Origin of the sequence: Mesorhizobium terrae, assembly GCF_008727715.1 — a bacterium.
Classification (GTDB): Bacteria; Pseudomonadota; Alphaproteobacteria; order Rhizobiales; family Rhizobiaceae; genus Mesorhizobium; species Mesorhizobium terrae.
On record NZ_CP044218.1, the window covers coordinates 2653628 to 2666154 of the forward strand.

The 12527-nt window shown below is 63.7% G+C and carries 11 protein-coding genes and 1 tRNA gene; all 12 read right to left on the reverse strand.

The window, feature by feature from the left end:
* Positions 1 to 23: 23 nt before the first annotated feature.
* Positions 24 to 1226: an ABC transporter substrate-binding protein gene (locus FZF13_RS14205; protein WP_024926637.1), complete on the reverse strand. Its 1203-nt coding sequence runs from the start codon at positions 1224 to 1226 to the stop codon at positions 24 to 26.
* Between the two features lie 279 nt (positions 1227 to 1505).
* Positions 1506 to 2105: a DAK2 domain-containing protein gene (locus tag FZF13_RS14210; protein WP_024926638.1), complete on the reverse strand. Its 600-nt coding sequence runs from the start codon at positions 2103 to 2105 to the stop codon at positions 1506 to 1508.
* A 1-nt stretch (position 2106) separates the two neighbouring features.
* A complete protein-coding gene (locus FZF13_RS14215) occupies positions 2107 to 3102 on the reverse strand; it encodes a dihydroxyacetone kinase subunit DhaK (RefSeq protein WP_024926639.1) in 996 nt (331 codons plus the stop codon).
* A gap of 19 nt (positions 3103 to 3121) precedes the next feature.
* The gene (locus tag FZF13_RS14220; RefSeq protein WP_024926640.1) at positions 3122 to 4138 is read right to left on the reverse strand and encodes an ABC transporter permease; all 1017 of its coding nucleotides are present in this window, start codon (positions 4136 to 4138) and stop codon (positions 3122 to 3124) included.
* Entirely contained in the window at positions 4135 to 5649 is a 1515-nt protein-coding gene (locus FZF13_RS14225) for a sugar ABC transporter ATP-binding protein (RefSeq protein WP_024926641.1), read from the reverse strand. Before FZF13_RS14225 ends, FZF13_RS14220 begins: the two co-directional genes overlap by 4 nt.
* Positions 5650 to 5715: 66 nt before the next feature.
* A complete protein-coding gene (locus tag FZF13_RS14230) occupies positions 5716 to 6693 on the reverse strand; it encodes an autoinducer 2 ABC transporter substrate-binding protein (RefSeq protein ID WP_024926642.1) in 978 nt (325 codons plus the stop codon).
* Positions 6694 to 6780: 87 nt separating this feature from the next.
* Entirely contained in the window at positions 6781 to 8277 is a 1497-nt protein-coding gene (locus FZF13_RS14235; RefSeq protein ID WP_024926643.1) for an FGGY-family carbohydrate kinase, read from the reverse strand.
* Positions 8277 to 9341: a M42 family metallopeptidase gene (locus FZF13_RS14240; RefSeq protein WP_210270981.1), complete on the reverse strand. Its 1065-nt coding sequence runs from the start codon at positions 9339 to 9341 to the stop codon at positions 8277 to 8279. The genes FZF13_RS14235 and FZF13_RS14240 overlap by 1 nt, the downstream gene beginning before the upstream one ends.
* A gap of 32 nt (positions 9342 to 9373) precedes the next feature.
* Complete coding sequence (locus FZF13_RS14245; RefSeq protein ID WP_024926645.1) at positions 9374 to 10357, reverse strand: ABC transporter permease; 984 nt, start codon at positions 10355 to 10357, stop codon at positions 9374 to 9376.
* Positions 10358 to 10388: 31 nt separating this feature from the next.
* Positions 10389 to 11198, reverse strand: a complete 810-nt coding sequence (locus FZF13_RS14250; RefSeq protein WP_024926646.1) for a BtpA/SgcQ family protein — start codon at positions 11196 to 11198, stop codon at positions 10389 to 10391.
* A gap of 46 nt (positions 11199 to 11244) precedes the next feature.
* Positions 11245 to 12018, reverse strand: coding sequence for a DeoR/GlpR family DNA-binding transcription regulator (locus FZF13_RS14255; protein ID WP_024926647.1), 774 nt, complete (start codon positions 12016 to 12018; stop codon positions 11245 to 11247).
* Between the two features lie 417 nt (positions 12019 to 12435).
* Positions 12436 to 12525 (reverse strand) — tRNA-Ser (locus tag FZF13_RS14260).
* Between the last annotated feature and the right edge of the window lie 2 nt (positions 12526 to 12527).

Consider the following 12527-nt stretch of genomic DNA (forward strand, 5'->3'; position numbering starts at 1 on the left):
CCGTCCCCGCATCTCCGAACACCCTATTTCACCAACGGGCACCCGGACTCCGCCGGCTTGATGTAGGCCTCGTCGCCGGGAATGGTGGCCAGAACCTTATAGTAGTCCCAAGGCTGCTTGCTCTCCGACGGCTTCTTCACTTCCATCAGATACATGTCGTGGATCATGCGCCCGTTGGCGCCGACCTTGCCGCCGCGCGCGAAAACGTCCTCGACCGGCATCTCGTGCAGGTTCTTGGCGACGGCTTCGGTTTCGTCGGTGCCGGCCTTGTCGACGGCCTTCAGATATTGAAGGACCGCCGAATAAGTGCCGGCCTGGATCATGTTCGGCATGCGGCCGGTGCGGTCGAAAAACTTCTTCGCCCAGGCGCGGGACTGATCGTCACGATCCCAATAGAAGCCTTCGGTCAGTGTCAGCCCCTGCGCTGCCTCGAGGCCAAGGCCATGCACTTCGGCGAGCGTGAACAGAAGGGCGGCCATGCGCTGGCCGCCGGCAACGATGCCGAACTCAGCCGCCTGCTTGATGGCGTTGGCGGTGTCGAGGCCGGCATTGGCAAGGCCGATCACCTTGGCGCCCGAAGACTGCGCCTGCAAAAGGAACGACGAATAGTCGGTGGTGGCCAGCGGATGGCGCACCGAACCCAGCACCTTGCCGCCTTTCGAGGTGACGAATTTCGAGGTCTGTTCTTCGAGCGAATATCCGAAGGCGTAGTCGGCGGTCAGGAAGAACCAGGTGTCGCCGCCCTGCTGCACCAGCGCGCCGCCGGTGCCGACGGCGAGCGCATGGGTGTCGTAGGCCCAGTGAAAGCCATAAGGCGAGCACGACTTGCCGGTGAGATCCGAAGTGGCCGCGCCGGTGACGATGTCGATCTTCTTCTTTTCCTGCGAAATGCCTTGCACGGCGAGCGCGACCGACGACGTGGTTAGTTCCATGATCGCGTCCACCTGCTCGGTGTCATACCATTGGCGCGCGATGTTGGAGGCGATGTCGGCCTTGTTCTGATGATCGGCGGTGACCACCTCGATCGGCACGCCCTTGACCTTGCCGCCGAAATCCTCGACCGCCATCTTGGCTGCCTCGTAGGACCATTTGCCACCGAAATCGGCATAGACGCCGGACTGGTCGTTCAGGATACCGATCTTGACCTTGTTGTCCGAGAATTGCTGCGCGGCGGCCGGAAACGAAACGCCTGCCAGAAGAACGACTGCAAGTGCGCGCGAGATCATCGCCATAGAACTCCTCCCGTTTGGACTGCGGCCCTCCAGCCGTCACATGCGCTCCCACCCTTGCCAGCACTGTAGCAGGGACAGGCGCGAAGTCAGCATGGCATAGCTGCAACGGACGTTTCTACTTGGACTATGTGTTTAGAGATCGTGGCGGCAGGGCGCGGGGGATCGCTGAATGCCTGTTCAGCCGGGGAAGCTCGCCGTTGCCCGGCGCGCTTTTCCATCGCGCAAAGCAAAAGGGCTCCGCGCGATGGAAAATCAGCAGGTGGAACGGGGTTCCTAGCCCTTCAGCCCTTCGACGATGCGCAGCAATGCCAGCTGTCCGGGGTCGGCCAGGCCGATGCTCTTTTCGCCGAACATGCGGGCGCGCCCGAGAAGGTTGGGCTTGCCCTTGTATTCTTCCAGCGTGTCGGCGGCTGCTTTGATGGCAGTCGCCACCATGGCTTCTGGCGCAACGCCGTCGATGGCTTTCGCGATGGCGTCGAGGCTGTCCAGAACAGTCTTGTCGCCGAGTGCGCCCTTGCCGCGCGCCATCATGGCGTCTCGTGCAGCCGCGATCAGTCCGGGAATTTCAGCCGCGTCGATCGATGTCCTGCCCTTGGTCGTCTTGGCGGCGGACATGAAAGCGGTCGCAACCAGCGTTCCGTAGGAGGACGACGAGACGCGCTGGAACGCCTTGGCGGCTTCCAGAAGGGCCATGCCGAAATCTTCGGGAAGGGGAGCGGCGGCGGCTTCGGCAAAACCCTTGGAAACGGTGATGCCGAGATCGCCGTCGCCGAGTGCGCCGTCAGCCGCGCAAAGCTCGGCGGAGGCGTCTGCGGTAGCCGCCGCCACCCGTCCGAGCGCGGCCTTGAGTGCGGTGCTGTCGATCGCGGTCATGTCACACCTTCCAGAAAGCGCATTCCGCGGGCGCCTTGAGCAGACCTTCCAACTCGCCGTCGAGCTTGATGATCGTCATCGTGGCGCCGGTCATTTCCATCGAAGTGGCAAAGCGGCCGACCAGCGGCATGACGATCTCGACGCCCATCGCATCGAGGCGCTTCCTGGCGTGCCGGTAGAGGATGTAGAGTTCTTCGGCGGGCGTCGCGCCCAGCGAATTCACCAGGATCGAGATGCGGTCGCCCTTGCCGAGCGGCTGGTCGGCCACAAGCCTGTCGATCATCTCGTCGGCGATCTCGTCGGCGGGCTTGATGGCGGCGCGCCAGATGCCGGGCTCGCCATGGATGCCCATGCCCATTTCCATTTCGCCCTCGCCGATCTCAAACGTCGGCTTGCCGGCCTGCGGAATGGTGCAGGGGGTCAGCGCCATGCCGATGGAGCGGCAGGCATCGGCAGCCTTCTGCCCGACGCGGGTAACCTCGTCGAGGTCCGCGCCGGTCTCGGCATGCGCGCCGGCGATCTTGTAGGCAAAGACCATGCCGGCGACGCCGCGGCGCTTCTGTGCTTCCGCCGCCGGGGCGGAGGCGACGTCGTCGGCTAGCAGAACGGTAGTCGTGCGGATGTCGTTTTCCATCTCGACCATCTCGCCGGCCATGTCGAAATTCATGACGTCGCCGCCGTAATTGCCGTAGAGCCTCAGCACGCCGGCGCCGCCGTCGGCCAGCCTGATCGCCTCGGCCATCTGCTCGGCTGAAGGGCTGGCGAATACGTCGCCGATGGCGCAGGCGTCGAGCAGGCCTTTGCCGACATAGCCGGTGAAGATCGGCAGATGGCCGGAGCCACCGCCCGATACGATGCCGACCTTGCCCTTGCGGGCGCCGGCGGCGCGCACGACGACGCGGCGCACTGGCTGCGCGTAATATTCCGGATGGGCGGCGACCATGCCCTCCAGCATCTCGTCGACATAATCGGCGGGGTTGTTCAGGATCTTCTTCATGTTTCCATTTCCTCCAGAGTCACGCGCCGAGCGGCCGTGCGATGCGTTCGCGATGCCGGGCGAGGCGGTCGATGACGATCGGCAGGCCGGTGCCGACGACGATAAGGCAACCGATGACGACCTTCTGCCAATAGGACGGAACACCCGCCATCAAGAGCGTCGTGTTGATCATGGTGATGACGAAAACGCCAAGCAGCGTGCCGGTCACCGTGCCGTGGCCGCCGGTGATGCGGGCGCCGCCGAGCACCACTGCAGCAATGACGTTCAGCTCCATGCCGACCAGGTCGAACGGATTGGCCATGCGCGACAGCGTCACATGGGTCATGCCCGCCAGGCCGGCGATCGCACCCGCCAGGACGTAGATCATCACCTTGACGCGCTTGACCTTGATGCCAATGCGCTCCGCCGCATCTTCGGAGCCGCCGATGGCGTAGATCTTGCGGCCGAACAGCGTGTGGCCCATCAGGATCGCCACAGTGACGGCGACGCCCACCAGCACGATGAACGACATCGGCAGCGATACCATCTGGCCGGCTGCGTTCTCCAGCCGCACGAACACCTTGCGCGAGAACTGGATGACCTCGCGGGGAACAGACGTGATGTAGACGGTGCCGAGGAAAGTCAGCAGCGCGCCGCGGAAGAGGCTCAGCGTTCCGAGCGTCACGATCAGCGTCGGCAGCCCGAGGCCGCCGATCAACAGGCCGTTGATCAGGCCGAGCGAGGCGCCGATCGAGGCACTCAGCGCGAAAAAGACGATGATCGGCACATCGACATCGATGCCGAGGATGATCTTCATCGTCGCATACATGGCGAAAGCGCCAATCGCGGTGCACGAGACGTCGATGCCGCCGGACGCCAGCACCATCATGACGCCGAGCGCGAAGATGCCGGTGACCAGCGAATTGCGCAGAAGGTCGACCAGCGTGGCCGGCGAAAAGAAGGCGGGGTTGAGCAGGCTGAGCACCAGCGCGAACACGATTGCCGTGGCCAGCACGACACCTTGCGGCGTGGCGAGGAACCGGAAAGAAGAATTCATGGCCGGTCCTCTCTGACCACTTCCTTGTAGAGTTTTTCTTCGTTGATTTCGGTCGCGTCGAAGTTCGCGGTGATGTGCCCGCGCACCATCACCAGGATGCGGTCGGACAGCGCGATCGCCTCGCTGATGTCGTCGGTCACCACCATCACGGCGGTTCCAGCGCGGCTCAGCGCGATCAGCAATTCATGGATTTCGCGCTTCGAGCCGACGTCGACGCCGACGGTCGGACCGTTCAGGATCATCAGCTTGGGATCGCGTTCCATCCAGCGCGCCAGGACGACGCGCTGCTGGTTGCCGCCGGAAAGCGTGGCGACCGGCGGCGTAATGCCTGGCGTCTTGATGCGCAGCTTCTTCACCGCATCCTGCGCCCGGCGCACCAGCGCCGCCGCGTCGACGATGCCGCCCTTGGTGTTCTTCTCCAGGCTCGACACGATGATGTTGTCGCGGATCGGCTGGTTGAGGAACAGGCCCTCGGTCAGGCGGTCCTCCGGCACATAGGCGATGCCGCGCTCGATGGCGTCGCTGACGCTGGCGAAAGAAACCGGCCTGCCGTCGACCGTGATTTCGCCGGCGTCAGGCGACAGGCGCCCGAACAGGGTCAGCGCCAGTTCGGTGCGGCCGGAGCCGAGAAGACCGACCACCGAGACGATCTCGCCCGGCCTGAGGTCGAGGTCGACATTGGCGAATTCGCCACGCCGGCCGAGTTTTTTTGCGGAAAGGAAAGGGGAGGCGGCTGGAAATTCCGTGCGGGGAAGGCGCTGGCTGTCGATGGAACGGCCGGTCATCGCCTCGACGAGGCGGGCCGGATCGAACTCGCCGATAGGGCCTTCGACGACGACGCGGCCATCGCGCAGCACGGTGACCGTGTCGCAGACCGCGAAAACTTCTTCGATCTTGTGGCTGACGAACAGGAAAGCGACGCCCTGCGCCTTCAGCGCCGACACGATTTCCAGGAGTTTTGCCACCTCGCTGCGGGTCAGCGCGGTGGTCGGCTCGTCCATGACGATGATGCGTGCCTGGTTGGCCAGCGCGCGGGCAATCGCCACGAGCTGCTTGGAGGCGACCGGCAGAAGCTCGACCGGCATGTCCGGGTCGATGTCGACCTGCATGCGCTTCAGCGTGTCGATGGCAAGCTTCCGGCGCGAGCCGCGGCGATGCCATCTGTCACCGGTGGTGACGGCGGCGAGAAATCCGATGTTTTCCCAGACACTCAGGTTCGGGAACAAGGAGAAATCCTGATAGATGACGGAGAGGCCGGCCGCGATCGCTGCCTTGGCGTCCTGGCCGGATGCCTTGCCATTGATGGCGACGCTTCCCGCATCGGCGCCGACGACGCCAGAGAGAACCTTGATCAGGGTCGATTTGCCGGAACCGTTTTCGCCGGCAAGGCACCTGACCTCACCCTCCTGCAAGGACAGGCCGACATCTTCCAATACCCGTACCGGGCCATAGGCCTTGCGGATGCCACGCATCTCCAGCACGGGTCGATGATTGGGTGTTTCTTCGGTCATCCCGGTCTCCAGGGACAGAAGCCGCCGGACGCATTGTCCGGCGGCGCCTGTCGGGGCTATTGCGACTTAGAATTTATATTCGCCCATGTTTTCCTTGGTCACGTCGACCCAGGCCTGGCCGTAGATGACCTTGCCGTCGAGACGGATCTTGGAATAACCCTCGACGCCGAGATCCATGCCGTCGGTGATCGGCTTGCCTTCGATCGCCATCGCGGCAACCTTGTTCATGGCGATGCCGGCCTTGGCCGGATCCCAGAACGAGATCATCTTGATGTCGCCGCTTTCGAGATACGGACCCGAAACCGAGACGAGGCTGGTGCCGACGATGGCGACCTTGCCGGTCAGGCCGGCTTCCTCGACGGCAAGTGCCGCGCCGACCACGTCTTCACCGGCCGAGCCCTGGATACCCTTGAGGTTCGGGTAGGTGCGCAGCAGTTCCTTGCTCTTCTGGTAGGCAGTCTGCTGCTGCTCGTTGCTCTCGATCTTGTCGGTGACGAGCTTCATCTTCGGGTATTTGGCCTTCTGGTAGGCGATCGCCGCGTCCACCCATTCATTGTGGGTCTTGGCGGTGAGATGGCCGACGAACACGGCATATTCGCCTTCGCCGCCCATCGCCTTGGCCATCGCTTCCATCAGATGCTCGCCATAGGCGCCATTGTCGAAGGCCTCGACATCGTAGGTTATGTTCTTGAGGCTGGAACCTTCATGGCCAACCACCTTGATGTTCTGGGCGAGCGCCTTGGCCAGCACTGGCTCCAGGGCTTCCGGCGAGTTCGGGACGACCGTGATCGCGTCGACCTTCTTGGCGATGAGGTCTTCGATCATCTGCACCTGGAGAGCGGCGTCGGCGGAAGCCGGACCGACCTGGGTAGCGTCATGGCCGGTTTCCTTGGCGTATTCCGCGACGCCGTCGCCCATGCGGTTGAACCAGGCAATGCCCGACAGCTTCACGACCGTCACGATCGTGTGCTTGGCATCCTGTGCATGGGTGACAGCTGCAGCGCCCGCCAGAAGCGACGCGCCGAGCGCTGCCGCAACCGTCATTTTCCTGAAGTTAAAAGTCACAAGTTCCTCCACTTTAATAAACGCCCCGTCCGTCATGGTGACGTCCAGCCGGGCGCGGTTCGACGCTCAGCGCGAGGCCTCTTTCATGAGGTCCTTCGTCCGGGCGTAAAGCTCTTTGAATGTCTTGCGGCGGCGCGCGTAGACGGCGGCATTGCCGCTGTCCGGCTCGATCAGGCGTTCGACCGGGTTCCAGGCGCTAATGTCGCTGCGCCTGGCGTTGCCGACTGCGACCGCGCCGAGAAAGGCGTTGCCATAGGCGGCCCCGATCGTCTTGGCGCGTACGGTTTGCGGCCAGTTGCTGACATCGGAGACCGATTGCGACCACACCTGGTTCTTGGTGCCGCCGCCGACAGCGGCGATCGTCTTCAGCGGCGCGCCGGCTCCGACATAGGTCTCGATGACGTCGTTGACGCCATAGGCGATGCCTTCGAGGAAGGCGCGGTAGATGTCGGCGCGGGTATGGGTGAGGTCGAGGCCGAACAGCATGCCTTTTGCCTGCGGATCGTGGATCGGCGTGCGCTCGCCCGAGAAATAGGGAAGAACCACCAGGCCGTTGGCGCCCGCCGGTGAAGTCGCGGCCTGTTCTGCGAGTTCGCGCAATGCCGACTTCGGGTCGAGTTCGCGGGCGAACTGGTCCTGGAACCAGCGCGTCAGCGTGCCGCTTGTCGACGTGCCCGACATGCAGGCGTGCTGACCCTGGAACAGCCAGGGCGCATACCAGAGCCTGGGGTCCTCGACCCGCCTGTCGGTGACGAGAATGATGAACATGGTCGAGCCGTACATGACCATCATCTCGCCGGTGCCTTGCACGCCGACGCTGACGGCTTCGGACGCCGCGTCGATCGTGCCGGCAATGACCGGTGTTCCTGCCGCAAGGCCGGTGGCATCGGCGGCCGCCGCCGTCACCGTGCCTGCGATGTCGGTCGTCCACAAAAGGCCTGGCAAGCGTTCGGGCGCGATGATGCGATCGGCGAACCTGTCGGTCCATTGGTTGCTGGCGGCGTCGTAGAGCGGGCTCGAGCTGCAGGCCGAATAATGGTCTAGCACGTAGCGGCCGGTCAGCCGGTGAACCAGAAACGACGAGGAGTTGAGCACCTTGTGGGTGCGGGCATAAAGCTCCGGCCGGTTCTTCTTAAGCCAGAGGATTTTGGGCCCGACCGATTGCGATGTCAGCGCATTGCCGCCGGTGCGGACCAGTTCGTCCACGCCGATCTCGGCGGAAAGTTCCTCGATCTCGACCGCCGCCCGCGTGTCGACGCCGTAGAGCACCGCGTTCATCAGCGGCACGCCGTCGGCATCGACCGGCAGCATGCAGGGGCCAATGCCGCTGGCGCCGACGGAGCGGATGTCGCTCGGGGCAACGCCGCTGGAAGCGATCAGCTCCTTGCTGATGGAGCAGAACTCGCCCCACCAGTTCGTCTCGGCATCGTGTTCGGCCCAGCCTGGCTGGGGTACGAGCATCTTGTGAGGACGCGCCGCCGTGGCGACGATCCGCCCGGTGTCGTCCACCAGGGTGCCCTTCGATTCAAAGGTGCCGATATCGATCCCGAGATAGTGTGGCATCAGGTGTAGAGGTCGCGATCGAGGCTGAAGGACGGGGTGACGCGGCGAATGACCGAAACCAGCAGTTTGGTCAGTCCCTCCAGGTCGCGCAGGTCGCACATTTCGAGAGCGGTGTGCGTGTAGCGGCAGGGGAAACAGACATCGATACAGGCAACGCCTTCATTGACGAGCTGGACATAGGAAGAGTCCGTCAGCGCGCCGGTATGGGCGGTCCGCTGCAGCGGGATTTTTTCAGCCCTGGCTGTCTCGGCGAAAAGATGCGGCAGCGCCGGGTGCGGAATGGTGCCGTTCAGCGTTCCGCGTCCGTGGAAGGAATAGAGGCTGATCGCCGGTCCGCCGCCAAGCGCCACTTCGCCGCGATGCGCCATGTCGGGCGTATCGGAGTTCAGCGCGAGATCGAGCTGAATGGCGATGTCCGGCTTGATCGACTGGGCCGCGACCATGGCGCCGCGCAGGTTGAATTCTTCGAGCACGGCAAAGACGAAGTGTACGGTCGGGCGCGGCCCGTCCTTGGAAAGCTGGCGCGCCACTTCCATCACCACCGCGCAGCCGGCGCGGTCGTCGATCGAAGTGCCGATCACGCGGTTTTCGTTGAGATGGATGACGCGCGGGTCGTAGACCACCGGCGTGCCGATCGCGATGCCGAGCTTGTGCACTTCGTCCGCGTTTTCGGCGCCGACGTCGATGAACAGTTCGGCGTAAGGCGTGACCTTGTATTTCTCTTCGGCCGGCGTCGCGTGATGGCTCTTGTTGGCGATGACGCCGTGAACGTCTCTACCTTCGCCGACGCAGAACAGCACGGCCTGGGCGGGAAGCGCCTTTTCGGGAATGCCGCCGAGGCGTTCGATGCGGATCAGGCCGTTGGCCTCGACCTTGCGGACGATGAAGCCCAACTGGTCGGTGTGGGCAAACAGCATCACCGAGGGTGCGCCGGCGTCGCCTTCCAGCGTGGCGATCAGATTGCCCAGCGTGTCGGTGCGGAGCTTCAGCGGCAGGTCAGCCAGATCGCGGGCAATCAGGCGGCGGACGCGATCCTCATGGCCCGAAAGTCCGGGCGTCAGCATGAGGGATTCGAGCAGGGAGCGAAGACGGTCCTTCACGACGGTTTGACCTTTCGTTGGAAGAGCGATGACAGGTTGAGCGAGCCCATGGCGACGCGCAGCGACATGGCGGCGACGAGGAAGCCGCCGAAGAACAGGTCGCGCGAGAAGGCGCTGAAAGAGAGGAAGTTGAGGCCGCTCGAAATGAATTGCAGGCAGATGACGGCAAGCACGACGCCGGTGACGGTGCCGAAGCCGCCGGCCGGGCTGACGCCTGCCAGGATGTTGATCAGGATGACCAGCAACAGATAGGACGAGCCGTAATCGGCATTGGCGGAATTGACGCGCGCCAGCACCACGAGGCCTGCAAGGGCCGCGATGAAACCGGCGATCGCATAGATGCGGATCAGCAGGCCGCGTTCGCGAATGCCGGCAAAACCGGCGGCGACCGGATTGGCGCCGAAGAGCCGCAATCTGAGGCCGACCGGCGTGCGGGTCAGCAGGAAGTAGAGGCCGAGCGCCACCAGCGCAAAGATCACCAGGGGCAGAGGCACCACGCCGCCGAGCGACTGGTTGCCGAAGGACGTGTACCAGTCCGGCAGCCCGGTGATCGCGGGACCGCGGGTGATGACGATGCCGATGCCGGCAAACAGCTGCATGGTGCCGAGCGTCGCCAGGATGGGCGGCAGGCGGAGATAGGCGATGAGGAAACCGTTCAGCGCGCCGCAGCAGACGCCGACGGTGAGTGCCGCCGGAATGGCGAGCCAGGCATATTCCGGCCCGGCGCGCATGATGACGGCGGCGACGATCGCCGCCAGGTTGGCGACGGCGACGACCGAGAGGTCGATGCCGCCGGAAATCATGGTCGGCAGGACGGCGAGGGCAAGCAGCCCGAACTCCGGGAACTGGAAGCCCATGGAGTTCAGATTGCTAAGGCCGAGGAAGCTTGGCGCCGTGATGCTCAGTGCGATGAAGATCAGGGCGGTGAGAACCGCCAGGCTTTTCAGATAGGAATTGGTGGTGTCCTGTCTGACGTCCATACGCTTCCTCCGCCCCTTCTTTCCGGTCCGCTTACTGGCCGCGCGTCGCCTTGACGATGCGCATGAATTCCTTGGCGCGCTCGGCGTCGACCGATTTCCAGGTGTCGCCGTCGATCTTCAGCGACGAGCCGACGATGCAGCCATCAGCGATCTTGAGGATGTCGGCGACGGTCGCGTGGCGAACGCCGGTGTTGGCCAGAACAGGCGTGTTCGGAAGCACCTTCTTCACCGATACCAGCGCAGACATTTCGGCGGCTTCGCCGGTGATGGCGCCGGAAACCAGCACGGCGTCCGGGATCGAGGAGAACACGGCCGAGCGGGCGCGATCGGCCAACGAACGCTTGTCGAGCGAGTCGGCGAATTCAGCCGAGACGTTGTTCAGCATCACGAGGTCGGAGCGGTCGAGGCGGTCGCGGTAGCGCATGGCCTGACCGGCGTTCGGCGTCCACGGGCCCATGTCGGAAGCGTAGGTGCCGGTGAAGATTTCGCGCACGAAGGACGCGCCGGTGGCGACTGCGAGGGCAACCGTGCTCATCGGGTCCCACAAGACGTTGACGCCGAATGGCTTGGCGATTTCCGAGCGAAGTTGGCCGATGACATAGGCCATGGTCGCCGTCGATGCAGTGTCGACCTGCAATTCGTAAGGACGGTCGTTTTCGTTGCCGAACATCACGGCGTCGACATCGGCGGCCTGCAGGGCGGTGAGGTCGCGACGCGCCGCCTCGACGATGCCGGCAACGCCTGCCTCCGCGTCATAAAGCGGGGTGCCGGGCATCGGGTTGAGATGCACCATGGCGATGATCGGCTTCTTGCCGCCGAACAACTTGTTGAATTTGCTCACTGTATTTCTGCCTTTCTAGCCTTGGGAGGGCGATGACCGTTGACGGTCAAACGACTTGGATATCCGCGAACTTGTCGCGGTAGGGACCGAGCAACGGCTCGGCGCCGCGGTCGGTGATGAACAGGTTGACCGCGTCGAGCGGACAGACCGAGACGAAACTGTGCAGGTTGAGCTTGCTGTGGTCGGCAACGAGCGTGGTCCGTGCCGCCTGCGCGATCGCGGCGCGTTTGACCTCGGCTTCGTCCAGCGTCGAGTTGGTCACGCCGGTTTCGTCGATCGCGTCGGCCGCCATGAAAAAGACGTCGGCGCGTATGCCTTTCAGCGCGTCGGCCATCCACGAGCCGACGATGCTGTAATAGCCGTTGCGGATGCGGCCGCCGAGAACATGCACTTCGGTCGCGCCGGAAGCGGCCGCCTCCGCCACCTTCAGGTCCATGGCGACGACGGTGACCGGACGCCCGGCCAGCTCCCGCGCGATGGCCAGCGATGTCGTGCCGGAATCGAGGATGACGACCTTGTTGTTGTCGACCGTGGCCGCGGCCGCGGCGCCGATGCGCGTCTTCAGGTTCTGGTGAACGCGCAGCTTTTCGAGGAACAGCGGCTCGGTCGTGCTTTCGCCGATGCCGCGCGCCACCACGCCGCCATGGGTGCGCGACACAAGCCCGGCCTGTTCGAGAACGGCGACGTCGCGGCGAACCGTCGGCAGCGAAATGCCCATCTTCGCCGCCAGTTCGGTGGTTCCCACGCGCTTCAGTTCGACGATCAGATCGATCATCTGCTGATGCCGCTCATGCGGGAACCTGGATCGGTGCTCGCTCATATCGTCTCCTCTTGGTCGTGATTGATAGTGATCGTTTTGATTTAGTCAATCTCTAACGAACGACATGCTGCGAAAAATCTTCGCTCTGTGGAAATCTTCGTCGAACACGGATCGCAGCAAAAACCATGTATCGGTTGCGCCGTTAAAGCCTTTGCCGGAACCGAAAGGGCCCGAAACGATCATAAGCGAGATTGGCCGGCGCAGGCCGATGAAAGGGCGGTTCAATGAACAGTGCGTGCGCGTCCGATTCAGCAAACTCGGAGCAAGTCCCACAATTTCATAGCGGAATGGTGTGCCCACAAAGGCGGTCGCAGCGGCATGATTTGTTGGCCTGTCGGGAAACACGCGACCTGTGTCTACACTCAGCCCAAGCGTATTTCTCGTTCGGCGGCGGAAATCATGGATTTTGGAGGCTGATGGCGGAGAGAGCGGGATTCGAACCCGCGTTACGGTCTCCCGTAAACACACTTTCCAGGCGTGCGCCTTCAACCACTCGGCCACCTCTCCGT

Excerpts from the sequence above, each read along its gene's own strand:
- FZF13_RS14205 (WP_024926637.1), bottom strand. The coding sequence starts at position 1,226 with ATGATCTCGCGCGCACTTGCAGTCGTTCTTCTGGCAGGCGTTTCGTTT.
- FZF13_RS14210 (WP_024926638.1), bottom strand. The coding sequence starts at position 2,105 with ATGACCGCGATCGACAGCACCGCACTCAAGGCCGCGCTCGGACGGGTG.
- FZF13_RS14215 (WP_024926639.1), bottom strand. The coding sequence starts at position 3,102 with ATGAAGAAGATCCTGAACAACCCCGCCGATTATGTCGACGAGATGCTG.
- FZF13_RS14220 (WP_024926640.1), bottom strand. The coding sequence starts at position 4,138 with ATGAATTCTTCTTTCCGGTTCCTCGCCACGCCGCAAGGTGTCGTGCTG.
- FZF13_RS14225 (WP_024926641.1), bottom strand. The coding sequence starts at position 5,649 with ATGACCGAAGAAACACCCAATCATCGACCCGTGCTGGAGATGCGTGGC.
- FZF13_RS14230 (WP_024926642.1), bottom strand. The coding sequence starts at position 6,693 with ATGACGGTTGCGGCAGCGCTCGGCGCGTCGCTTCTGGCGGGCGCTGCA.
- FZF13_RS14235 (WP_024926643.1), bottom strand. The coding sequence starts at position 8,277 with ATGCCACACTATCTCGGGATCGATATCGGCACCTTTGAATCGAAGGGC.
- FZF13_RS14240 (WP_210270981.1), bottom strand. The coding sequence starts at position 9,341 with ATGCTGACGCCCGGACTTTCGGGCCATGAGGATCGCGTCCGCCGCCTG.
- FZF13_RS14245 (WP_024926645.1), bottom strand. The coding sequence starts at position 10,357 with ATGGACGTCAGACAGGACACCACCAATTCCTATCTGAAAAGCCTGGCG.
- FZF13_RS14255 (WP_024926647.1), bottom strand. The coding sequence starts at position 12,018 with ATGAGCGAGCACCGATCCAGGTTCCCGCATGAGCGGCATCAGCAGATG.